The organism is Longimicrobium sp. (assembly GCA_036387335.1).
Classification (GTDB): domain Bacteria; phylum Gemmatimonadota; class Gemmatimonadetes; order Longimicrobiales; family Longimicrobiaceae; genus Longimicrobium.
Genome location: DASVTZ010000217.1, coordinates 51,947 through 74,231, shown reverse-complemented (window position 1 = coordinate 74,231; position 22,285 = coordinate 51,947). Strand labels below are relative to the sequence as shown.

Genomic DNA, 22,285 nt, shown 5'->3' with positions numbered 1-22,285 from the left:
CCGCCCCGGTTCAGTCCGCGGGGGCGGCGATCAGGCCGTCGCCCACGTCCAGGTAGCTGGCGTTCGGCAGGCGCCGGGCGTGGCCGCGAAGCTGGGCGTCGAGCGACGGCACGTTCACCCTTCCGTTCAGCTGAAGCTGCCGCTCCGCCCAGAGCGCCGCCACGCCGGTCACGTGCGGGCTCGCCATGCTGGTGCCGCTCTTCAGCGTGTAGCCGCCGCCGGCCTGCGCCGAATGGATCTGCGCGCCCGGGGCGGCCACGGCGGCTCGGACGTTGGAGAACGGCGCCACCGTGAGGTTGTCGTGCGGCGCCCCCGCCGTGCCCAGCGCGGCCACCGCCACCACGCCGTCCGCGGCCGCGGGCGGCGCCACGTCGATGGTGAAGTCGGGACGCAGCTGCCGCCTGCTCTCGTTGCCGGCGGCCGAGACCAGCAGCGCGCCGGACGACTGCGTGACCCGCGCGCGGAGCAGCTGGAGCAGGGCGTCGAAGAAGCGGATGTTGTCGCGGTACTGCGCCAGCGCGCGCGACGTGGCGAAGTTCGCGGGGAGCCCCTGCTTCATCAGCCCGTTCACCATCCCGGGGAAGTCGAACCCCAGCGACATGTTGATCACGCTCGCCCCGCCGTCCGCGGCCCACTGCACGGCGCCGGCGAGCTCCACCGTGGTCGCGGTGCGCAGCGCGCCCAGCACCTTGCCGATGAGCGCGCGGCGCACCCCCGGCGCCACGCCGAACCGCACGCCCTGCGTCGTCTGGCCGAAGATGGTGCCGGCCACGTGGGTGCCGTGGCCGTCCTTGTCTCCGTTGCCTTCGCCGGTGAAGTCGCGCTGCACCAGGTCGATCCCCTGAAACGCTTCGTGGCTCGCATCGATCCCCGTGTCGAGTACGGCGACGGTGACCCCGGCCCCCGTGTAGGGGCTCTGCAGCGCACCCGTGACGAAGACGCCCCAGGTGGCTCCGTTGACGGGCTCCGGCGCCGCGTCCGGGGTGGACATCGGGACGGGTTCGATGAGTGCCACCGGCATGGGTCGCGCGACCACCACCGCGTCGGGGTCGCGGCGCAGCTCCGCGTGGCCGCTCGCGCCCACCGTCTCCACGTCCACGCGGAACTCGACTTCTTCCGGGGCGTCCGACTCCGCTTTGGTCCTGAACGGCTCGAGGCCGGTGCCCAGGCTTTCCACGCCCCTCCTGGGGCCGCCTTTCACGCGCAGGACCAGGTAGCTTTCGTCGCTCATGCCGGGCTCCTCGATCATGGGTTCACCAATTGAAGGATCTGGCGCACGATCGCGCCGTCCTGCTCGTCCAGCCCCTCGGTGAGCCGCGCCGCGTCGCGCTCGCCGGCCCAGAGGCGGCGGACGGGATTGCGCAGCTTCCAGCCCTTCTGTTCCAGCGTCGCGAGCGCCTGGTCCATCTCGGCACGTAGGCTCGCCTCGGCGACGCTTGCCGCGATCGAATGCACCCACTCCGCGATCTGCTGCTGCTGCAACGCCAGGAGCTCCGCCTGCTGCCGCGCGCGCTGCTGCTCCGCCTGCACCAGCCGCCATATCTCGGCGAGCGCGGCGTCGCCGTCGGGCGCCTTGCGGGGAAGGCTGTCGAACAGCATCTGGAAACGCACGCCCTCCACTTCTTCGACCGTCGATACGATGCCGGCGAAGGCCGGGGGTGCGGCGGACACTCCGTCTACGCCCAGATCGCGTACGATGGAGGCGAGCAGGCCGTGCCCGGTCTGATAGAGGATGATGCAGCTCGCCAGGAGGTGCGCCAGGCAGACGGCGGGTTCGGCACCTTCATCCTGGAGCTGGCCGGCCAGGTTGACGTGGTTGATCGCGCAGCCTTCGGGGCTGCCGATCAGGTACATGTCGCGCAACGCGAGCTTCCCGAAGCGGACCGCCGCGGCCGGGTTTCCAGTGCGGCGCTCCAGGGTGGCCAGCTCGGCGTAGACTTTGGCCAGCCCCTCCACGTGGTGCTCCGCCTCGTAGATGGCGCGACAGTGCAGCAAGAGCGCGCGGGCTTCGGCGTAGCGCCCCAGGCCGTTCAGGGGTCCAACGGCGTTGAAGCGGACGCGTGCCAGGTCCATCGCGTCCGCGCCGCGCGACTGCATCGATTCCGCGATCGCGCCATTGAACGCCAGCGCGGCCTCCCACCGCTCAGTGCGGAGTGCGGCGGTGTGGCCGGCGTCGAGAAGGACTTCGCGTACGTTCCACGGATTGACGATCTCGTTGGCCGGGTCTTCGGGAGGGAGCTCCTCCATGATCTTGAGCAGCGGCACGATCTCGCTGAGCACCTCCTCGTACCGCCCCATGCTGGCCAGCAGGTGCAGATGCGTGGCGGCGCGGGATAGCTGCGTCCACGGGCCGAGCCCCGCCCGGCGTACATACTCCGCCGCCTCCGCATTCGTGGCGAGCGCCTCTTGGAGGAAGCCGTTGTCCGCGAGCAGGTTTACGAGGGAGGCAGAGGCCACCGCCGCCAGCCGAAAGTCGCCCCTGTCGACGGCCTTCTGGATGCGTCCGCGTTCGATTGCCTGTGCGTCCCCGGCACGGCCGGCACGCGTCAGCGCAGTGGCCAGCACGCCGGCATGCATCTGCTCCGCGTCGGTGCCCGCGACCGCGTCTGAGATACGGGTCAGCAGCGGCAGCGCGAAAGCGACGGCGTCCGGACTGCCGTCGCGCACGAGCATGTGTTCCAGGAGCGTGGACGCCTCTACCCAGCGTCGTTGCCGCAGCAGGTAGGGCGCCGCGGCGCGGGCGCTCGACGCCACCAGCTGTCCGGCGCCCGCCATCTCCTGCTTCAGGGCCTGCAGCACCATCCCGCCATGGGAGTTCCCCACCTCTACGTCGGCCGCATCGAGCACGGCGGGCTCGGCCGCGGCGCGCGCCGCTTCCGCGACGCCGGGATGTACGGTGTAGGTCGTGTTGTACGCCTCCACCCGCGCCAGCAGCAGGGCCCGGTTGGCGGCGCCTTCGGGGTCACCGGCCGCGGAAAACCTCTCGATCTGCGCCTGTTGCATCGGGGTTGGCGGCTGTCGCTCCACCGCCACGAGCCCCAAAGCTTCGAGGGCGGAGATCCAGCTCTGGAGCTCCTCGTCCGGCTGGGCGGCGGCGGCGGCAGCTGCCGGGTGTTCTGGGGCGAGCCGGGCAAGGAAGCCCTTCCAGCTCGTATCCAGCACGGAACGGCGGCGGTCGTCGGGCTCCAGGCGGCAGAGGAAGGTGAAGAGGAGCGCGGCGGGCGGAGGGAGGCTGCCGAGCGCCCCGGCCGTCCACCCCTGCAGCGTGCGCATGAACCCGGAGTCGTCCTGGCGCGTCTCTCCCTCGCGCGCGCCGCCCTCGGAGAAGAAGGCGTCCAGCAGGTCGCTGACGTCCGCCAGCTCGCCGGCGAAGGCGGCCAGGCGCCGGGCCAGCGCGGCACGGTCCGCCGCGACGCCGTCGGCCATCTCCAGCAGCTTGGGATGGCCCTGTACCACGCGCAGCGTCTCGCGCAGCAGCTTCATCCCCTCCTCGTCGCCGAAGAGGCGGCTGAGGTTGGGCAGCTCCTTCGCGAGGAGCACCCCCTCGGCGAAGCTCAGGGCGTGGATCGCCTCGGCCGCCACGCGCGGATTGGCGGCCAAGCCGGCGGGGGGGCGGCGCGAGGTGAGCACCACGCGCGACGGGCCTTCGTGGCTCACGAGCACCGCCATCAGCTCGCCCCAGAGCGGGTCGCGCCACTCGCCCGCGGGGGTGAGCAGCGTCTCCAGGTTGTCCAGCACCAGCAGGAGGGAGTTCTGCTGGAGAAGCGCGCGCAGACGAGGCAGAGTGAGGCGACGGAACTGCTCCGGGTCGTTGAGCGTGGCCGTAAGGCCGAGCTGCGGCGCGTTCAGCTGGCTCTGGATGTCCTGCATCAGCGCAAAGAACGCGGTGGAGACGTCGCTCCCTTCCTGCGGCGCGCTGTACCACACGTACCCCTTGAAGCGCCCCTGCTCGTGGCGGTACGCCAGCTCCAGGGCGCAGGCGGTCTTCCCCGCGCCGGCCATCCCGTAAAAGAGCACGGCGCGCTGCGGGCTGCGCGGGGCGAGCGCGCGGCTGGCGCGCAGCATCGGCTGCATGCGGCCCACGAAGCGCTCGGGCTCCGGCGGAAAGCCGATCCCCAGCCCCACGGCGGGGAGGCTGTCGAACCCCAGCCCGGGCAGCGAGCCCGGCACCAGCTTCAGCCCCGCGGCGAGCGGACCCACCAGGATGGGCGTCGCCATGGACAGCGGGGGCCGCGCGGCGGCGTCCGCGAGGGCGTCTTCCAGCGCCAGGTTCAGCGCGTCGGGAAGGGGGCGGCGGCGGTCGAGCAGCTTGCCGTAGAGCGAGATCATCAGCTCGGTGGCGAACACGTCGCCTACCGGGTAGCGCATGGCGAGCGCCGCGCACTCCAGCTTTTCGGAGAGCGCCAGGGCCAGGCTGGGGAGCACCGTACCCACCGCTTCCACGCCGGCCTCGCCGCGCGCCGGCGCATCGCCGAGCCCCACCTGCGCGCGGGCCGCGGCGTGGCTGCTCGCGCCGCTGTAGCAGGCGCCCAGCACCAGCAGTTTGAGGCGGGAACGCGCCGGCTCCAGCAGCTCGCCCAGCTCACCGGCGTCGACGCTGTCGCTCCCCCCGCTCTCGTCCTCCAGCACCAGCTCGCCACACTCGCCGTGGCCGGAGAGGTGGATGACGTCCCACCCCTCGCCCTCCTCCAGCGCGTTCCCCAGGGTGTCGCGCGTGGCGCCGTAGTGCAGCACGCGCAGCTCAATGGCGAGCCCCTGCGTCTGCGTGAGCTCGCGCACCAGGCGCTGCAGGCCGAACCGCTCGCGCCGCAGGTTGAGGGCGCTGGCGCGCAGCGGCAGGCTGAACGCGGCCAGGATGCGCAGCGCGCGCTCCGCCGGCTCCTTCTCCGCCGCGCGCGCGGCCGGCCGCTCCACCTGGTAGATGAAGCGGACGCCTTCGTCCACGAAGCCGGAGCCGTCCTCGAAGCGGGCCAGCTCGAAGGGGCGCGTCAGCAGCTCCAGCGCCTGTCGCGGCACCACCACGTGCACGGGCACGGCGGGCGACTTCCTGCGCTCCCACAGCGCCGCGCGCACCCCGCCGAAGACGTGATCCCCCATCCACCGCCCCAGCTCGTCGAGCTGCTGCGCGGGCGGGTAGATGGGCTGGTTGTAGTCCAGCCAGCCGGCCAGGTCGGTGAACCCCGCGTACTCGCGCTTCGTGGGGTCCAGGCGCACGGCGTGGTCGGCCAGGAAGCCTCCCGCGCCGTCGTAGAGGGTCCACCGCCAGCGCGTGGCGTCCGTGTAGTCCGTGAGAACGAGACGAAGGGGAGAGGACATTTTGCATGCTCCTGTGCCGCGCGGGGCGCGCGGGCGATGAAGAGCGGTGCTTCTGCGGAGAGGCTGTGGGGCGGGGAGGAACCGGCGATCCGCTGCCCGCCTACGAGAATAAGCGGGCTCGCGGTTCCGGACACAAGGATGAAGTTTTCAGCGCAGCGGACGCCAGGGGTCGCGCGGGTTGAAGTGCTGGTACACCGTGCGGGATACGGCGCGCAGGAGGCGCGATCCCTCATTCCCCTCCTGGTAGCCTGTATCCGCCTGATTCTTGGTGATGACGGCCAGCACGTAGTCGCCCGTGGGGGCGTTCACCAGCAGCACCTCGGATCGGGAGCGGTCCACGAAGCCCTGCTTCGACGCGGCCTGCACGGTGGGCGGGATCTGCGAGAGCGCTTCGCCCTTCCAGTAGCTGTTGGTCAGCATGCGGTACATGTCTTCTGACGCGGCCGGGCTCACCGCGCGCCCCTCGCGGATCATCACCAGCGCCTCGGCGATCTCGCGCGGCGTGGTCTGGCCCCAGCCGTACCTGGACCGCGCTTCCTCGCGCCCGGGTGTGCGCGAGTTGACGCGCGTGTGGCGGAATCCGTGCGCCGCCAGCCACTCGTTGACCGCCACGCCCCCGCCCACCTCCGCCTGTATCCACAGGCTCGCCACGTTGTCGCTCACGGTGAGCATCAGGAACGCCAGCTCGCGGAGCGGGAGCGTGTCGCCCGGCGCCATGTATCCGACGACGTCGGTGCTCTCCACGTAGCGGTAGTTGAGCGTGTCCGGGCGCGGCACCCTCGCCTCCAGATCCATCTTCCCCTGCGCCACCCGGTCGTAGAGGGTGAGGAGGATGGGCACCTTGATCATGCTCGCGGTGGGGAAGACCGTGTCCGCGTCGATGGCCACGGTGGCGCCCGTGCGCAGGTGGCGCGCGTAGATCCCCACATCGCCGTGGAAGCCACGCACCACGTTCCGCAGCTTCGCCTCGAGCGCGGTATCGGTGCGCCCCTGCGCCTGGAGCGGCGCGGCCAGGAGCAGGGCGAGCAGGAAGACGAGTCGAGTCATGCCCGGTTTCCGGCGGGTCAGGGTGTCGTGGGAGAAGGGGACGCGTTGGCCTGGACGATCTCCGCCACGACCGCCCGGGCGAACGCCTCCAGCCCGCTCTTGCGGACCTGCGACTCGGGTACGGTGCCCCGCACCTTCACCAGCGTCCGGCCCGCGGCGTACAGATTGTAGAACGACACCGCGACTCCCCCTCCCGGTACCCGGTACACGTAGCGCACGCGGAAGCCGGGGAGCACCTGGGAGCCCGCGCGGATCGTGTCGGCGCCCTCCTGCGCGATCTCGTAGCTCTCGTACACGCCGCGCGCACGCTGATACTCCAGCGTCTGTCCGAACTCCTGGAGCTGCTCCGCGATCACACGGTCGGCGTCCCACGCCGAATCCGGGTGGACGGGCTGGTAGACGTAGACCGTGGCGTAGCTGGAGTCGGACGTCTGCGTGGGTGCGTACTGGTACCCCACCCCGTACGTGGGATCTTTGAAGTCGTGCCGCTCGCCGCGCAGGTACTCGCCCACCTTGACCGGCGCCTCGTATTCCGAAGGCGCCTTGCCCGCCGGCGGCCCGCCCTGCTGCGCGGCGGCCGGCGCGGCGTGAATCGTCCAGAGCGCGATCGCCGCCAGCGCGGCGCGGATGGTGATGTGCATGATGACTCCAGGCATGGGTTGTCGGCCCCGCTTACAATCCGCTGAGATCCCAGCGATTCCTCCAGCAAAAGCCTCACACAGAGAACACAGAGGGAACTACAAGGCACAGAGGAAGACTTTTGCTGTTCTCTCTCTGTGTCTCTGTGTCTCTGTGTGAGCCATGCAGTTGCGTTGCCCTCCGCGTTCTCCGCGCCTCCGCCTCCGGGGCAGAGGTGAGCCGGCGCCCACCGCGGCGAGCTTGCGGTGATAGGTTCGACCGCGTCAGCGGCAGACCGGAGCCGCTTCGAGACTCTCCTCTCGCGCCATCGGGCGGACTTCCAGGAACTGGACCCGGGCCGGCTCTGTGGGGGCGAGGGTGATGGAGACGCGCAGGTCGCCGGTTGCGCACCGCATGCGCCAGCGGCCGCGCAGGGCGTTCTCCACGACGAACGGGCCCTCGTTGCGGCACTCGCCACCCGCGGCGGTGCGCAGGCGGTCGATGGCGGCGCGGCGGCGCTCCTTTGATTCGTCCAGGTACAGGTTCATGGCGGCGACGCGGTCTGCCAGGGCGTCGTCCCAGCGCGCCACGAGCCGCGACACCTCCTCGCGGCGCTCCAACAGCACGGGGGCGGGCTGCGGCATGCGCGGGGTGAGGCCGCCCGTCTTCGACAGCATTTCCAGCGCCTGCTCGAAGACGCCGCCCCAGGGGGTGTAGGTGAGGTTCCCCATCGCCACGATGCCGACGCCGTGCTCCGGGAGCCAGCGCATGAGCGACCCGAACCCGGGAAGGCCGCCGCTGTGCGACACTGAGATGCGGAAGAGGCACGTCTGCCGCACGCCCAGCCCGTAGCCGTAGCCGCCCGCGCTCAGCACCACCCGCCCAGACGTGTCGCGCACGGCCGACGCGCCGCTGTATCGCGCCACCTGCTGCATCTCCCGGCGCGAGGAGCGGCGCAGCGGGCCCGCGTCCGGACCGTCGCGCGCGGGCCAAGCGTCCAGCATGAAGCCGACCCAGCGCCCCAGGTCGCTGACCGAGGTGAGCATCCCGCCCATCGGCCCGAACGCGCCGTCGGGGAGCTGCTTCTCCTCCAGCCACTGTTCGTCCTGCCTGCGGTACCCGTGCGCCAGCCGCTGCGCGGGGACGTCGGCGGCTTCCAGCGTCGTGGCGTTCATTCCGAGCGGCCGCAGCACCTTTTCGCGCACGTACCGAGCGTACGGCATCCCCGACACGTTGGCGATGATGCGGCCCAGGATGGCGAAGCCGTAGTTGGAGTACTCGTACGCGGTGCCCGGCGACGTGGAGAAGGGGATGCCCTCGCGCATCATCCGCGACATCTCCGCGTCGGTGGCGGCGAGCTGCTGGTCGCCCCACGGGTTGTCCTCGGGGAAGCCCGCGGAGTGCGTCAGCAGGTGGCGGATGGTGATCTTTGGCGCGTCGCTGGCGGCGGGGCGCAGCGCGGCCAGCTCGGGGACGTAGCGCTCCGCCGGGTCGTCCAGCGACAGCTTCCCCTCGTCACGGAGCTGGAGGATGGCGGCCGCGGTGAAGCTCTTCGTCATCGACGCGATGCGGAACACCGTCCCCGAGTCCACCGGCGCGCGCGCGGCGACGTCGCGGAGCCCCGCCGTCCCCACGTGCACCACGCGCCCGTCCACCACGATCCCGTACGCGATCCCCGGCACGTGCTGCCGCTCCGCGAACCCCTTCATCATCCGGTCGATCTCGGGGAAGGCCGCGCTCAGCTTCGCGAGCCGCTGCGGGTCCGCGGGGGCCTGCGCGTGGATCGCGGACGCCAGCGCGAATGTGGCGCACAGGGCGGGGAGGATGGAGCGCATCTTCATCGGGGTGTTTTCAAGACGGGGTGCTCGTTTCGCGGATCGGAACGGGGCCTGCGCTGCAACATCGTTCGGGCGAGGGCGGGTGGCAACAGGCTGGCTGGGACCCGGCGGTTGAAACCGCTGCAACAAACGCGGGAAACCTGCCTGCGCAGGTTTCGGGGGGCGAGATTGGTGCGCTGCATCGCCGGCAAACACCCCCTCCCCCAGGCAGTTGTGGGGGAGGGGGATGCGTCGCGGAGCGACGCTGGGGGTGGGGCCTACTCCCGCACCACCCGCTTCACCATCGCGCCGGACGGCAGCGAGGTGCCCGCGCCGGCCACCTGGTTCACGATCGCCAGCTCCTCGATGGGGATGCTGGAGGGGTAGCGGGTGTTGAACTGGGCCAGCGTCATCGCTTGCGGCAGGCGCACGACGCGGATGCGGTTGGGGCGGATGTTGAGGACCGCCGGGTCCGTGACCGACGCGAAGCTGTTGAGCGTCTGGCGAAAGGTGCCCTCGTACTGCTGGAAGACCTGCCCCGGCGAGTACGCGAGCACCTGGTACACCTGCCCGTCCTTCTCCAGCCACTGCGCGATTCCCGCGATGATCCCCTGCTGCGTCTGCGCCTGGAAGTAGGCGACCACCGCGGGGAAGCCGTTCACCGTGGTGCGCCCGCCCTGCCCCGCCTGCACCCCCTGCTGCTGGAAGAAGCGACGCGCCGCATCGTCGGCGGTGCGCACCTGCTCGGCCAGGGTGAGCTGGATGATGGCATCCTGGCGCGGGCTGCCGCCGGTGACCGCCTGCGGCAGGTTCTGCGTCCGCCATCCGCTGGGGAAGACGATGGAGAAGCGCAGGTCGGGATGCAGGAAGATGCCCTGCTGGAAGTACCCCTGCCGCGGGTTCTCGCCGTACACCAGCCCGTTCAGGCGGTTGAGGTACGACGCGGATTCGACCCTCGTCGCGGTGCCCGCGGGGACGGTGGCCGCGCGGCGCTGCACGGACGCGATGCGCTCCGGCTCACCCGGGTGCGACGCGAGGTAGCTGGGGAGCGGGCTGCGCCCCGAACGGGCCCGCTCCGTCTCGCTCACGCGCTGCAGCGATTGGAAGACGCGCGCCATCTCGCGGGCGTCGTAGCGCTGGCCCACCGCGTAGCGGAAGCCCAGGTCGTCCGCCTGGCGCTCCGCGTCGCGGCTGTAGCTGAGGAAGAGGAGCTGCAGCCCGCCGCTCGCCAGCCCGCCCAGGTTCTGGAGGCGCGGCATCAGCACGGTCCCCAGCCCCAGGCCGATCTGCGCGAGCTGGGCGCGGCTCATCATGGTGACCTGGTGCTTGGCCGTCACGTGCCCGATCTCGTGCCCCAGCACGCTCGCCATCTCCGCCTCGGAGTTCATCAGCGCGAGCATCCCGCGCGTGACGAAGATGTAGCCGCCGGGGAGCGCGAAGGCGTTGGGCGTCGGATCGTCGACCACGCGGAACGTCCACGGCAGCGCCGGGCGCTCCGATGCCGCCGCCAGCGTGCCGCCGACGCTCTGCACGTAGCGCTGAAGGGCCGAGTCCGGCACCAGCCCGATCTCCTGCGACACCTGCACGGCGGACTGCTGCCCGAGCTGAACCTCCTGCGCTTCGGAGACCAGCGAGAGCTGCCTCCGTCCGGTCACCGGGTTCGTCGCGCACCCGGCCGCCAGCACCAGCACCGCGGCGCACCCGCACCGCCCCCTGAGCGAAGCCATCATCGTCCCTCCCCGTGGTTTGCCTGGACCACGGGGAGGATGGGCAAGTTCCGCTCCCGATTCACTCGCCACGCCAGCGGATTCGCCAGACGACGCCGCGGGAGTCGTCGCTCACGTAGAGAGCGCCATCGGGACCCACGGCCAGCCCGCTTGGCCGCGGCCTGCGCCCGCTCCACGGCCGCCCGCCGCCGGTTCCGCGGAAAAAGGTCTCGGGCCGGCCGAACCCGTCCGCGCTCCGGGGCAGGAACTCGACCGAGTAGCCGGTCGCCTCCAGCGGGTGCCGGAAGATGGAGCCGTGCAGCGCGACGAACATTCCGCCTCGATACCGCGCGGGAAAGCGGGCGCCGTGGTAGAACGCGATGGCCATCGGCGCCGCGTGGGCCGCGAAGGCTGCGATGGGCCGCTCGCCTGATGCGCAGGGCATCGGCGCGCGCGCGGTCCCGCCGTACGCGGGCGCGCGCACCATGCGTCCGAGCGCCGGATCGTACATGCAGTACGGGAAGCCGTAGTCCCCGCCCTCGCGGATGCGAAAGAGCGTCTCGCCCGGCTTCGCCGCCGCGTCCTCCGCCGTGAACCCCGCCTCCGGCCACCACCGGTCCAGGTGGTCGATGCCGTGCGGCGCGGCGTAGATGCTCCCATCGCGCTCGTCCACCCCCAGCGCGACCGAGTGGCGGAGCCCCGTCGCAAAGCGGTTCGCGCGCGAAGGGCTGACGGGCTTGGCGATGGGAAGGAGCGCGCCTGGAAAGCGCCAGATACCGCCGCTCGTCTCCAGCTCGCGGCACGGCCGGTCGCCGCGCAGGTCGCGCCCGCGGAAGTCGCGCTCGCACGCGTTCGACGGCGCACCGATGTTCACGTACAGCGCGCCGTCCGTCCCCAGCGCCAGGCTGCGCGCGCCGTGCTCCAGCTCCGGGATGCCATCGACGAAGACCTCGGGCTCCCCGCGCGGCGGGAACTCGCCCCGGCGCAACCTCCACCGATACACCCGACCCCACGCGCCCAGAAAGAGGTGCTCTCCCCCGATCGCGATCCCCGATCCCGCCTCGGGCCCGAACGCCTCGCGCAGATCCGCGCGCCCGTCCGCGTTGGTGTCGCGCAATGCGAGCACGCCACCCGCGCGCGACCCCTCCCGCCAGCGCGCCACGTACACGTCGCCCCACGGAGCCGCGGCCAGGTGGCGCGCCGGCCCCACGTCCTCCGCGAACAGCTGTGCGCAAAACCCGGGCGGAGTCGCCACCGACCGATCGCAGCCGTCATCGCCGCCCGCGCACCCGGCGACGCCTGCCAGGCAAGCAGCCACAAGCATCGTGAGGCGGATGGCTCGATGGCCAGAACCGTTTCGTGCAGGCACGATACCTCCTTCTGCGGGTACATCCACTCACGATACATCGTATGCTGATATAACGCTTGTGGACATATACGTCCGCGCCGCGCCCGCGTCAATGATGATGGGCGCGTCGAAGAAGGGAGCTAAGACAGAGGACTACTTCTATCAGGTGGGATCGTCCAGCGCCGCCTGCACGGCCGCGAGCGCCTGCCGCCCGAAGCGGCGCTGGAGGATGCCGACGACGGGCCCGCCCAGCCGCGCCATCCAGTGATAGGCGCGTGCGTACGCCAGGATCTCGAAGCGCACCACGTCCGTCGAGCGGTCCCACTGCACCTGGAAGCGCTCCTCGCCGGTCTCGCTGTGCAGCGGCAGCGTGCCGATGGCGAAGGCAAAGGTGCGCATCGCGGGCGTGTCCGTGTCGTCCACGTAGACGATGCGGCACGGGTTGATCGACCAGAACCCCAGGTGGCTCACGATCGTGGCGAAGACGGTCCCCGGCGCGACGGGCGGCGCTGCGGGATGCACGTACGTCCACGGCAGGTCGTACATCGCCCACCTCCGCAGCGCCGCGACCCCGCGCACGAACGTCTCCTCGCCGGAGCCGATCCGCGCCTGGTGATGGTTGCGCGGGTAGCCGGCCGGCCCCGTGGCGGACCGCGTCATTCCGGGATCAGGGTAGCTCAGCGGAAGGGGGCGCTGTTCATCCAGCGCACGTTCGATCAGAGCGGTGGAAGGCCGGCGGATGAGGAACATGAGGGGGCACCTCGTGGGCGGACGCGGTCACGTCCGCCGCATTCGCGGGGCGTGTGGAGGAGGGACCGGCGGGTGTGCACGCCGTTTGCCGCCGCGCACCGCATGCCGATCGTCCGCCCCGCATCCGAAAACTCCGTGCCCCCGCACGGGCATCTGTGGCCCCGCTGGCTCTTTCTGCGCGCGCTGGGATTGATCTTCTTCTCCGCGTTCTACTCCCTCGCTTTCCAGATCCACGGCCTCATCGGCCCGCGCGGCATCCTGCCGGCGGGGGAGTACCTGGAGAATGTGGCGCGCGTGCTGGGAGGCGTGCAGCGCTTCTGGTTCGCGCCGACGCTCCTCTGGCTCGGCGCCGGCGACGCGGCGCTCACGGCGCTGGCGGGCGCGGGAATGGTGGCGTCGCTCCTGCTGGCCGCCAACGTGTGGCCGCGCATGAGCGTGGCGGTCTGCACCCTCCTCTTCCTCTCCTGCGTGGCGGCCCTGCAGGACTTCTCCGCGTACCAGTCGGACGGAATGCTGCTGGAGGCGGGCTTCGTCTCCATCTTCTTCGCGCCGCGCGGAATCCGCCCCGGCCTGGGGGCCGCCACCCCGCCGTCGCGCCTCAGCCACTTCATGCTGCTATGGGAGTGGTTTCGCATCTACTTCGAGTCGGGCGTGGTGAAGCTGGCCAGCGGCGACCCTCACTGGCGCGACTTCACCGCCATGGACGAGTACTACCAGAATGGTCCGCTTCCCACGTGGATCGGCTGGTACGTGCAGCACCTTCCGCACGGGTTCCACGCCGCCACCGTCGCCATCACGCTGCTGGTGGAGCTCGTCATCGTGTGGGCGGCCTTCCTTCCACGCCCGTTTCGCCTTGCCTGCTTCGCCATCGTCACCGCGCTGCAGGCGGGGATCATCGCGACGGCGAACTACGCCTTCCTCAACTACCTGGTGCTGGTGCTCGGGATCCTGCTGCTGGATGACGGGGTGTTCGCCCGCGCCCACTTTCCGCGGCGCGTCCCCATCCCCCGCCCCGCGGACCTGCGCGCCCTGTGGAAGAGGAGGATCGAGGGCGTGGTGCTCGGATTCGCGCTGTACGCCGGCGTGGCGGCCTTTCTTCCGCTGGGGCCCCTCGGTGCGCCCGCACGGCTGCAGCCTTTTCGCGTCGCGAACGCGTACGGCCTCTTCGCCACCATGACGGAGGCTCGCTACGAGGTGGAGTTCCAGGGGAGCCGCGACGGGCGGACATGGGTGGCGTACCGGTTCCGCTACAAGCCGCAGGACCCGCGCGAGGCGCCGGGCATTTATGCGCCGTACCAGCCCCGCTTCGACTGGAACCTGTGGTTCGCATCGCTGGGCCCGTGGCGGCAGTCCACGTGGGTGGTGCTCGCGCAGGAGCGGCTCATCGAGGGCAGTCCGAGCGTCCTGCGCCTCTTTCGCGACGACCCCTTCCACGGAAAGCCGCCGGTGATGGTGCGCACCGTCCTGTGGCAGTACTGGTTCACCGACCCAGCTGCCAGGCGCCAGACGGGTACGTGGTGGCGGCGGCGCAACCTGGGCCCCTTTACCGGCACCCTCACCCGCACCGGCGCAGGGCTGGTGCTGGACGAGCTGCGCTGAGCCCGCGCGCTACGGCCGGGCCGTGTCCGGCGCCGTCGTCACCCGCATTCCGCGCTCGGGGTGCCGGCGGTCGAACGACACGGTCCTGAGGCTGTCACCGGGGATGTAGGACGTGATCGACCACGGCTCGCCGCGAAGCTCGACCGAGTCGTCGAGCGGGTCCCGCGTCCGCAGGCACGACGAGATCAGCGCCGACTGCGCCCTGGCCACGCGGAGCGCCGGGTCCACCGCGGCCCACACCAGGTCCGTCTCCTCCCCCGCCGCACAGTATCCGCTCCCCCCATCCGCACGTGACAGCCCCGTGGTGCGGATCAGCAGGTAGATCCATCCCTCGCCGCTCCGCTGTACATCGAGCAGCGTGTGCCTGTAATCGCCCGAGCTGTTGATGTACTCGAGCAGCGACGTCGTCGTCCGCGCCCGCCCATCCGAAAGCGCCAGCGTCGTGTCCTCCAGCACCACCCGCACCGTCCCGAACAGCGTCGTATCCACGCGGCTGGCCGGAGCTCCATGCGGCGCGGAGCTCACCGCCGGCGCCGGAACGGCCGATGGCGCACTGGTCGTTGCGGGGCTCGCCACTTCCGCCTTCTCGCCAGCCACATCCTTCGCAGCCTTCTCCTGCCTCGGCGCCCCGCACGCGCTGACCAGCATCACCGCCATCGCTACCGTTCCCGACCTACGGAGCGCCCGTCGCACGAGCACGCCAGCCCCGGCCACCGCCGCCACCAGGAATGCAGCCGCGGCGACCTCGTACCAGATCGCGATGCGCCGCCAGTAAGCGGTCGCCGCAGGCTCCGCGGCGGCACTCGCGAACGAGCCCGACATCACAGCGCCCGAATACGCGAAGACAAACCCCAGGATGCCGAGCAGCGCGGCGACTACCGGCAGGTATGACCGGACGCGGAGTCCAGCACTTCTGCATAGTTGCATGAATGCGCAGGAGGGATAAGCAGGGGAAGAACGCATAGGGCGAGTTGCCCGTCTATGGTTCCGGAGCTTCGAGGATTGCCTCGACCGCCGAAATCAGCGCCGGGAGGTCTGACTCAAGGGTACTCCATACGATGTCGAGGTCGATGTCGAAGTAGGCGTGCACCAGGCGGTTCCGCATCGCCACGATTGCGGTCCACGGCAGCTCAGGGTGATGGCTCCGGAGTTCCACACTTACACGGCTCGCCGACTCCCCGACGATCTCTATGTCCTTGACCGCGGCGAGGAGGAGCTGCCGGTCCGTCTCCAGATCACGGCGAGTGCGCCCGGCGGCGAAGCCGATGGCCTCCCGCGCGGCATCACGCATGTGGAGGAGACGAACGCGGTCTTCAGGCCGCATAAAGCAAGGCGGCGCCGTTGACCACATCGTCCCGGAAGTAGCGGCTCAGCTCGGCCGCGGTGCGCAGATCCGCCTTGTGACCCAGGATCTCACCCAGTTCCAGCTCCATCTTGGCCAGCGTGAGAAGGCCCACCCCGGCGCCTGGCTCGAACTCCACCAGGAAATCCACATCGCTGTCGGCGCGAAAATCGTCGCGCAGGACGGAGCCGAACAGCCGGAGCGTCCGGATGCGATGTCGCCGGCAGAAAGCCGTGATCTGATCGGTGGGAATTTCGATTCGTGCGTCGCTCATCGCTGGCTCTTCAACATGCTTCCGCTGTGTATCCATGCGTGCTCTGCAGCAAGAGTGATCCGTGCAAACCGCCAGCCGCGCTCGGGGGTCTAGCCTTCATCCGCAAGGTGCAAAACCTCCGACACGAGCGTCGGAGAGAGATAGATACCCGCTGCTTGGATCTGCGACAGCAGTGGCTGAACGGACGTAATCAGACCTTCGGACTTCGCCAGGATGAGGACACCCGCGCTGCCGACGACGTGCACTCCGTTGAGGCGGCCACCTTGCGCGCCCGGCCGTCGTCGAGCAGAAGACGGTCTGCCTCGAGCCGCTTGTAGAGAGCCATCGCTTCCAGCTCACCGCGCCCGAGCCCTGCGGCCGCGATCACGAACGCCTCCAAGTCGACTTCGGCGACCCGTCCGATAAGGAAGTTACCTAGAACGTCCGCGCCGGGCTTCCCTGCTTCGGTGCACTCCCGGAACACGGCGGGCGGCACCCGTACCTCGCGAAACAGTACATCGAGCAGATCCAGGCACTCGCAGGCGGCGAGCGCCAGGAGAGCCGAGGTATCGGCTACGATGAGCATCAGGAAACGCGTCGTCGCAGGGAGCTCAGCTCGTCCCGGAGATCTTCGGCCGGGTAGTCGATGAGGGGAATGCCATGCCTCTGGCACGCGGCGGCGAACGTGAGGCGGTCTACGTCAGCGAACTCGGCGGCGGCGCCGGCCGACATCTCGCCAGCATGAAACATGAGCAGAGCCGCGTACAGCTTGATGCGTCTGCCCAGCTCCGCAGGCGTGCTGTCGAGGAAGTACTGCTCGGGGACGTCTAGCGTGATCTGCATCGGCCACTCTGGTGTGGGGCGCGTGCGGTACCGAGGAAGGGTGCAGCAAATGCCGGCCCAGCGCAACAGGAACCTAGCGGCGCGGACGTTGCTCCCAGTGCGCGTGCCCGGTACACTTTCCCGGCGCGGTGAGCACACCCGCATCCTCGTACCGCAAGCAGATGCCCCGACGACAGCGCCCCTCCGACTCCGCATCCGCCCTCCGGGGTACGGACGAGCTGTACCGCCTGCTCGTGGAGAACGTGACCGACTACGCCATCTTCGTGGTGGACGTGGACGGCCGCGTCGCCACGTGGACGGAGGGGGCGGAGCGGCAGATGGGGTACGCCGAGGACGAGATCCTCGGCCGCCACCTGGCGGAGCTCTACCCGCCCGAGGACCAGGAAAGCGGATCTCCGGGGCGCGACCTGCACACCGCCCGCACCGAGGGGCGTTGCGAGGGGGTGGCGTGGCGCGTCCGCAAGGATGGGACGCGGCTGTGGGCCAGCGTGGTGATCACCGCCATCCGCGACGCCGACGACCAGGTGGTGGGCTACGGGCAGATCACCCGCGACCTCACCGAGCGCCGCGAGGTGGCCCGCCGCTACGAGGAGAGCCGCCAGCGCTACCGATCCCTCTTCGAGAACAACCCCAACGCCATCTGCTCGTTCGACCTGGACGGCACCCTGCGCACCGCCAACCCCGCCGCCGCGGAGCTGGCCGGGTACCCCGAGGACGACCTCGTGGCGCTCTCCTTCTGGCCGCTGGTGTCGGGTGAGGACCGCGACATGGTGCACGACCTCTTCGCGCGTGCCGCGGCGGGGGAGCCGGGGTATGGCGAGACTTCGCTGATCCACCGCGTGGGACGGCGCGTGCGGGTGCGGCTCACCTTCGTCCCCATCCGCGTGGAAGGCGAGCTGATCGGCGTCTACTGCATCGCCGAGGACATCACCGAGCGCAAGCGCGCCGAGGCCGAGCGCGAGGCCCTGCTGCTGCGCGAGCGCGTCGCCCGCACCGAGGCCGAGGCCGCGTCGCGCGCGAAGACCGACTTCCTGGCCGTCGTATCGCACGAGCTCAAGACGCCGCTCAACGCCATCACCGGCTTCGCCGACCTGCTGCACGACGGCGACGCGGGGGCGATGAGCGACGTGCAGAGCCGCCACGTGGAGCGCATCCAGGCCGCATCGCGCCAGCTGCTGCAGCTGATCGACGAGCTGCTCTCGTACACCCGCCTGGAGAGCGGCCCCGACGCTCCCCACCTGCAGCCCGTGGACGTTTCCGCCGCCCTGCGCTACGCCGCCGCCGAGGCGCAGCCCGCCGCGCGCGCCAAGGGGCTGTCGCTGAGGGTGGAGGAGGGGGAGGAGCTGTGCATGGCGCTCACCGACCCGGCCCGTCTGCGGCGCCTCCTCCAGACGCTCTTCTCCAACGCCGTGAAGTTCACCGAGTCCGGCGAGGTGCGGGTGGAGGCGCGCCGCGAGCACTCGATGCTGGCCATCGCCATCACCGACACGGGGATCGGGATCGCGCAGGAGCACATGGAGCGCATCTGGGAGCCGTTCTGGCAGGTGGAGCACCCCCTCGTCCGCCGCGCCGGCGGCACCGGCCTGGGGCTGAGCGTCGCCCGCCGCTTGGTGGAGCTGATGGGCGGCGACATCGAAGTGCAGAGCGAGCCCGGGGCGGGGACCACGTTCACGGTGCGGTTGCCGGTGCACGACGGGTAGGGCGGCGGGGTTCGATGCGCGGTGCATGGGGGTGGCGCGGCGGCGGGCACGGGCAGCCACGCGGGGCGGCCCCTACGGGTTCGGTCGCGAGGGCAGACATCGAGGTGGGGCGAGGGCGGGCAGACACACAGGTCTGCCCCTACGAGGTCGATGTAAATCGGCAGAGGTCGAGGCGGGGGCGAGGGTGGGCGCGATAACTCGCGCCCCTACCGGATCTGCGGAGTGCGCAACGACATACGCCCCCTCTCTCGATAACGTGAGGGCGCAGCCCTCTCCTGTTATCGGGAGAGGGGGCAGGCGAGTGTAACGAGCCGGGGGTGAGGGCCCCATCCCCTCAAAACCCTTGACATCGCACGGGTTTGCGTGCACCGTGTGCACCGTCCGTTCCCCACGGGCGCGTGCTTTACCTCCCTCCGTACGCCCCGTTTTCCCCGAAGACTCCAGAGGTTACAGCGATGACCTTTCCCACAACCTTTCGCCGTCTTTCCGTTCTCGTGCTGGGCGCCGCGCTGGCCGCGTGCGGCGGCGGTGGCGACTCCGAGGCAGGCGCCAAGCCCGAGGACGTCGATCAGGAGACCTCCGTCGCGGTGACCGAGAAGGAGGAGGCGTCGTTCAAGGCGCCGGCCGACAGCTCGCTCACTCCGCAGCAGGTGGAGGCGTACCTCAAGACGAGCCTCCTGCAGTTCGACCTGGTGCGCAAGGAAGCGGGCGGCGTACAGCGGATGGAGGAGCGCGCCAAGGGCGGCGGGGTGATGGCCGGACTGCGCAACATGAGCGACGCGGCGGGGATGATGGACCGCATCGGCGGGAGCTACGTCCGTTCGGCGCGCACGCTCAAGTACAACCCGGCCGAGATGGAGTACGTTCGCGAGAGGATGGGCGAGATCGGCGGCTTCCTGACGCTGAAGCCGATGCTCGAGGGACAGCTGCAGTCCGCGCAGCAGATGCGCCAGCAGGCGAACGAGCTGCGCGCGCAGATGGCCTCGGGCCAGCTCCAGGGCTACACCGAGGAGAACATCAAGGCGATCGAGGACCAGGCCGCCGAGATGGAGCGCGGCGCCAAGGAGCAGATGGGAACCCGGTCCGCCGTGGGCCGCAACCTCGAAGTGCTCCGCCGCGCCCGCCCCGCCGTGACCGAGGAGATGTGGGCCACGGTGGGCTTCGCGGGCGGCAGCGCCGGGCTCCTCGGGCTGAGCGGCCTCGCGAACCCGCAGGACACGACCGCGCAGCGCCAGCTCAACGACTGGCGCCGGATCTACACCGACGCCCTCGCCAACCGCGTCTCCCCCGGCATGGAGAAGAAGCCGCCCGCGGCTCCGACTCCGGCGCAGTAGAAAAAAGCATCACACAGAGAGCACGGAGACGAACGGAAAGGCGCGGAGAACGCCTTTCCGTTCGTCTTTTCGTACCCCTCTGTGGCTCTGTGTGAGGCCTTCAGCTCTCGGCGTGATGCGCGAGGTACAGGGTGAAGGCCGCGCCGCCGCCATCCACGTTGTGCGCGGTAAGGTCGCCGCCCATGGCACGAGCCAGGCGCCGCGCGATGGCGAGGCCCAGGCCAGTGCCGGGCTCGCGCTTCCCCTTGCCGCCCGTCTGGAGCTGAAAGAACTCCTCGAAGACCGCCTCCTCGCTCCCACCGGGCAGCCCTGGCCCGGTGTCGCGCACCTCGATCCACCCACGCTCCCCATCGACGCCGGCGGAAACGGCGACCTCGCCGCTCTCGGTGAACTTGACGGCGTTGGAGAGCAGGTTCACGAGGATTTGCCGCACGCGCGGCTCGTCGGCCGAGACCACGACCCCAGACGGGTCCGCGAAGCTCACCCGCAGCCCCTTCGCGGTGGCCTGCGGCTCCACCGTCGAAATGGCGCCCTCCAGCAGTTCGCCCAGGGGGATCGGCTGGAGCTGGAACTCCATGCGGCCGGCATCCAGCTTGGCCAGGTCCAGGATGTCGTTGACGAGCTGCGACAGGTGGCCGGAGACCTGGCAGATGCGCCCCATCATTTCCTGCTGCCGCTCGGTGAGCTCGCCCACGATGCCGTCCTGCAGGAGCTCGCTGTAGCCGACGATGGCGGTGATGGGGGTGCGCAGGTCGTGGCTCATGGCGCTGAAGAAGCGGTCGCGCCGCACGGCCGCATCGCGCATCTCGGCGTAGCGCGCGGCGCCGGCGAGGGCCACCGCGGTCTGCTCCGCGAGCGCCTCCACCAGCGCGGTGCCGCCGGGGGGGACGTCGCCATCGATCCACCCCACCACCAGCGCCGCCGGCTCGCCGCGCGGGCGCATGGGCACCGCCACCGCCGCCAGCTCGCCCCCCGCCGATGCCGTGCGCCCGCCGCGTCGAGCCGTCTCCAGGAGCGCGCGCAGGGCAGGGGCGTGCTCGGACTCGGCCGCCGCCCACCACTCGCGCGGCTCCTCGCCGGGAAGCGCGAGGAGCGCGGCGTCCGCACCCATCAGCTCGGGGAGGCGGCGGCAGACGGCCGCCCAGATCTCCTCGGGCTCCACCGACGCGGCGGTCTCCACGGCCAGCCGGCGCAGCAGGTCCAGCTCGCGGATGCGGCGGTCGGTGGGTGCGGCGGCGAGGGGTGTGTCGATGGCCATTCTGCTGCGAAACGGGGTGCGGCACGGGCGCGGCGCGATGGGGCGGAGGTGCCCGGCGCGGGACGCGGGTGTATGTTTTGCGCGGGCGCACCGCCCACGCACCCGCGGCCAGTGCCCGCCGCGGGGCTCGATACGGTTCCGAAGACCAGGGATTCAACGCCGATGACGCTCCCCCCGCTCCGCCTCCGCAAGGACGAAGACCGCAGGCTACGTGCCGGGCACCTGTGGGTGTTCAGCAACGAGGTGGATGTGGTTGCCACGCCGCTGGTTGCGTTCCAGCCCGGCGACCTGGCCGAGGTGCAGGACGCGCGCGGCGCGCCGCTGGGCGTGGGCTACGTCAACCCGCGCTCGCTGATCGCCGTGCGCATGGTGAGCCGCGACCGCAACGCCCAGCTCGACCGCGCGTTCCTCCGCGGCCGCATCCGCCGCGCGGTCGCGCTGCGCGACACCGTCTTCGGCACCCCCTTCTACCGCGCCGTCTTCGGTGAGAGCGACGGGCTGCCTGGGCTGGTGGTGGACCGCTTCGGCGACCGCCTCGTCGTGCAGATCACCACGGCCGGCATGGAACGCGTGCGCGACGAGATCGTGGAAGCGCTCCGCGACGAGCTCGCCCCCGCCGGCATCCTGCTGCGCAACGACGTGGGAGGGCGCGAGCTGGAGGGCCTGCCATCGTACGTGGAGACCGCGTGGGGCGAGGTTCCCGACGTGCTGCCGCTGGAGGAGAACGGCGTGAAGTTCGAGGCGCCCGTCGCGGGGCAGAAGACGGGCTGGTTCTACGACCACCGGATGAACCGTGCGCGCCTCGCCTCGTACGTCCGCGGCGGGCGCGTGCTCGACGTCTTCTCGTACGTGGGCGGATGGGGAGTGCAGGCGGCGGCGGCCGGCGCGGACGCGGTGGTATGCGTGGACGCATCCGCCCCTGCCCTGGAGATGGTCGCCCGCAACGCCGCCCTCAACGGCGTGGGGGATCGCGTCTCGTCCATACGCGGCGACGCCTTCGACGTGCTGCGCCAGCTCGCGGCGGACGGGGAGCGCTTCGACACGGTGGTGCTGGACCCGCCCGCCTTCATCAAGCGAAAGAAGGATGTGAAGCAGGGCGAGGAAGCGTATCGCCGCCTCAACACGCTGGCGCTGGACGTCCTGAAGCAGGATGGCATCCTGGTGTCCGCGTCGTGCTCGTACCACCTGCCGCGTGCATCGCTGCAGGATGCCGTGCTGCGCGCCGGGCGGCGGCAGGGGCGGTCGCTGCAGGTGGTGGAGCAGGGGCACCAGGGCCCGGACCACCCGGTGCACCCCGCCATCCCTGAGACGGCGTACCTCAAGGCTTTCTTCGTGCGCGTCGGATAGCCCCTGG

The 22,285-nt window shown here is 70.8% G+C and carries 18 protein-coding genes; 4 read left to right on the top strand and 14 right to left on the bottom strand.

What is annotated here, in order from left to right:
• Nucleotides 1-10: 10 nt before the first annotated feature.
• From VF647_22530 to VF647_22495, 8 genes are all read right to left on the bottom strand, one after another.
• On the bottom strand, nt 11-1,249 hold the full coding sequence (locus VF647_22530; protein ID HEX8454872.1) for a S8 family serine peptidase: 1,239 nt from the start codon (nt 1,247-1,249) through the stop codon (nt 11-13).
• Nucleotides 1,246-5,316, bottom strand: a complete 4,071-nt coding sequence (locus VF647_22525) for an NB-ARC domain-containing protein (GenBank protein ID HEX8454871.1) — start codon at nt 5,314-5,316, stop codon at nt 1,246-1,248. Before VF647_22525 ends, VF647_22530 begins: the two co-directional genes overlap by 4 nt.
• Before the next feature lie 147 nt (nt 5,317-5,463).
• The gene (locus VF647_22520) at nt 5,464-6,363 is read right to left on the bottom strand and encodes a serine hydrolase (protein HEX8454870.1); all 900 of its coding nucleotides are present in this window, start codon (nt 6,361-6,363) and stop codon (nt 5,464-5,466) included.
• Nucleotides 6,364-6,380: 17 nt separating this feature from the next.
• Entirely contained in the window at nt 6,381-7,004 is a 624-nt protein-coding gene (locus VF647_22515; protein HEX8454869.1) for a hypothetical protein, read from the bottom strand.
• A 261-nt stretch (nt 7,005-7,265) separates the two neighbouring features.
• On the bottom strand, nt 7,266-8,816 hold the full coding sequence (locus VF647_22510; GenBank protein ID HEX8454868.1) for a serine hydrolase domain-containing protein: 1,551 nt from the start codon (nt 8,814-8,816) through the stop codon (nt 7,266-7,268).
• Between the two features lie 260 nt (nt 8,817-9,076).
• Entirely contained in the window at nt 9,077-10,528 is a 1,452-nt protein-coding gene (locus VF647_22505; GenBank protein HEX8454867.1) for a M48 family metalloprotease, read from the bottom strand.
• 58 nt (nt 10,529-10,586) lie between these two features.
• Nucleotides 10,587-11,828 carry a hypothetical protein gene (locus VF647_22500; protein ID HEX8454866.1) on the bottom strand — a complete coding sequence of 414 codons (1,242 nt, stop codon included), beginning with the start codon at nt 11,826-11,828 and terminating at the stop codon, nt 10,587-10,589.
• Between the two features lie 186 nt (nt 11,829-12,014).
• Entirely contained in the window at nt 12,015-12,602 is a 588-nt protein-coding gene (locus tag VF647_22495; GenBank protein HEX8454865.1) for a DUF1990 domain-containing protein, read from the bottom strand.
• A 102-nt stretch (nt 12,603-12,704) separates the two neighbouring features.
• Here VF647_22495 and VF647_22490 point away from each other — a divergent pair, with 102 nt between their 5' ends.
• Nucleotides 12,705-14,201, top strand: coding sequence for a lipase maturation factor family protein (locus VF647_22490; GenBank protein ID HEX8454864.1), 1,497 nt, complete (start codon nt 12,705-12,707; stop codon nt 14,199-14,201).
• Between the two features lie 9 nt (nt 14,202-14,210).
• Here VF647_22490 and VF647_22485 read toward each other — a convergent pair whose 3' ends face one another.
• From VF647_22485 to VF647_22465, 5 genes are all read right to left on the bottom strand, one after another.
• On the bottom strand, nt 14,211-15,023 hold the full coding sequence (locus VF647_22485; protein HEX8454863.1) for a hypothetical protein: 813 nt from the start codon (nt 15,021-15,023) through the stop codon (nt 14,211-14,213).
• A 157-nt stretch (nt 15,024-15,180) separates the two neighbouring features.
• A complete protein-coding gene (locus tag VF647_22480) occupies nt 15,181-15,492 on the bottom strand; it encodes a HepT-like ribonuclease domain-containing protein (GenBank protein HEX8454862.1) in 312 nt (103 codons plus the stop codon).
• 22 nt (nt 15,493-15,514) lie between these two features.
• Nucleotides 15,515-15,817: a nucleotidyltransferase domain-containing protein gene (locus VF647_22475; protein ID HEX8454861.1), complete on the bottom strand. Its 303-nt coding sequence runs from the start codon at nt 15,815-15,817 to the stop codon at nt 15,515-15,517.
• A 190-nt stretch (nt 15,818-16,007) separates the two neighbouring features.
• Nucleotides 16,008-16,382: a hypothetical protein gene (locus VF647_22470; protein HEX8454860.1), complete on the bottom strand. Its 375-nt coding sequence runs from the start codon at nt 16,380-16,382 to the stop codon at nt 16,008-16,010.
• Nucleotides 16,382-16,639: a UPF0175 family protein gene (locus tag VF647_22465; GenBank protein HEX8454859.1), complete on the bottom strand. Its 258-nt coding sequence runs from the start codon at nt 16,637-16,639 to the stop codon at nt 16,382-16,384. Before VF647_22465 ends, VF647_22470 begins: the two co-directional genes overlap by 1 nt.
• 161 nt (nt 16,640-16,800) lie before the next feature.
• On the opposite strand from VF647_22465, the gene VF647_22460 reads away from it, so the two are divergent.
• Together VF647_22460 and VF647_22455 are read left to right on the top strand one after the other, a co-directional pair.
• The gene (locus VF647_22460; protein ID HEX8454858.1) at nt 16,801-18,339 is read left to right on the top strand and encodes a PAS domain-containing sensor histidine kinase; all 1,539 of its coding nucleotides are present in this window, start codon (nt 16,801-16,803) and stop codon (nt 18,337-18,339) included.
• Nucleotides 18,340-18,794: 455 nt separating this feature from the next.
• Complete coding sequence (locus tag VF647_22455; protein HEX8454857.1) at nt 18,795-19,673, top strand: hypothetical protein; 879 nt, start codon at nt 18,795-18,797, stop codon at nt 19,671-19,673.
• A gap of 100 nt (nt 19,674-19,773) precedes the next feature.
• Here the strand turns inward: VF647_22455 and VF647_22450 are convergent, their stop codons facing one another.
• Entirely contained in the window at nt 19,774-20,931 is a 1,158-nt protein-coding gene (locus VF647_22450) for a HAMP domain-containing sensor histidine kinase (protein ID HEX8454856.1), read from the bottom strand.
• Between the two features lie 162 nt (nt 20,932-21,093).
• Between VF647_22450 and VF647_22445 the strand changes: the two genes are divergently transcribed.
• Nucleotides 21,094-22,278, top strand: coding sequence for a class I SAM-dependent rRNA methyltransferase (locus VF647_22445; GenBank protein HEX8454855.1), 1,185 nt, complete (start codon nt 21,094-21,096; stop codon nt 22,276-22,278).
• Nucleotides 22,279-22,285 lie beyond the last annotated feature (7 nt).

Bases quoted from the DNA above. Each gene is read 5' to 3' on its own strand.
- VF647_22530 (HEX8454872.1), bottom strand. From the start codon at position 1,249: ATGATCGAGGAGCCCGGCATGAGCGACGAAAGCTACCTGGTCCTGCGC.
- VF647_22525 (HEX8454871.1), bottom strand. From the start codon at position 5,316: ATGTCCTCTCCCCTTCGTCTCGTTCTCACGGACTACACGGACGCCACG.
- VF647_22520 (HEX8454870.1), bottom strand. From the start codon at position 6,363: ATGACTCGACTCGTCTTCCTGCTCGCCCTGCTCCTGGCCGCGCCGCTC.
- VF647_22515 (HEX8454869.1), bottom strand. From the start codon at position 7,004: ATGCACATCACCATCCGCGCCGCGCTGGCGGCGATCGCGCTCTGGACG.
- VF647_22510 (HEX8454868.1), bottom strand. From the start codon at position 8,816: ATGCGCTCCATCCTCCCCGCCCTGTGCGCCACATTCGCGCTGGCGTCC.
- VF647_22505 (HEX8454867.1), bottom strand. From the start codon at position 10,528: ATGATGGCTTCGCTCAGGGGGCGGTGCGGGTGCGCCGCGGTGCTGGTG.
- VF647_22500 (HEX8454866.1), bottom strand. From the start codon at position 11,828: ATGCTTGTGGCTGCTTGCCTGGCAGGCGTCGCCGGGTGCGCGGGCGGC.
- VF647_22495 (HEX8454865.1), bottom strand. From the start codon at position 12,602: ATGTTCCTCATCCGCCGGCCTTCCACCGCTCTGATCGAACGTGCGCTG.
- VF647_22490 (HEX8454864.1), top strand. From the start codon at position 12,705: ATGCCGATCGTCCGCCCCGCATCCGAAAACTCCGTGCCCCCGCACGGG.
- VF647_22485 (HEX8454863.1), bottom strand. From the start codon at position 15,023: ATGTCGGGCTCGTTCGCGAGTGCCGCCGCGGAGCCTGCGGCGACCGCT.
- VF647_22480 (HEX8454862.1), bottom strand. From the start codon at position 15,492: ATGCGTGATGCCGCGCGGGAGGCCATCGGCTTCGCCGCCGGGCGCACT.
- VF647_22475 (HEX8454861.1), bottom strand. From the start codon at position 15,817: ATGAGCGACGCACGAATCGAAATTCCCACCGATCAGATCACGGCTTTC.
- VF647_22470 (HEX8454860.1), bottom strand. From the start codon at position 16,382: ATGCTCATCGTAGCCGATACCTCGGCTCTCCTGGCGCTCGCCGCCTGC.
- VF647_22465 (HEX8454859.1), bottom strand. From the start codon at position 16,639: ATGCAGATCACGCTAGACGTCCCCGAGCAGTACTTCCTCGACAGCACG.
- VF647_22460 (HEX8454858.1), top strand. From the start codon at position 16,801: ATGCCCCGACGACAGCGCCCCTCCGACTCCGCATCCGCCCTCCGGGGT.
- VF647_22455 (HEX8454857.1), top strand. From the start codon at position 18,795: ATGACCTTTCCCACAACCTTTCGCCGTCTTTCCGTTCTCGTGCTGGGC.
- VF647_22450 (HEX8454856.1), bottom strand. From the start codon at position 20,931: ATGGCCATCGACACACCCCTCGCCGCCGCACCCACCGACCGCCGCATC.
- VF647_22445 (HEX8454855.1), top strand. From the start codon at position 21,094: ATGACGCTCCCCCCGCTCCGCCTCCGCAAGGACGAAGACCGCAGGCTA.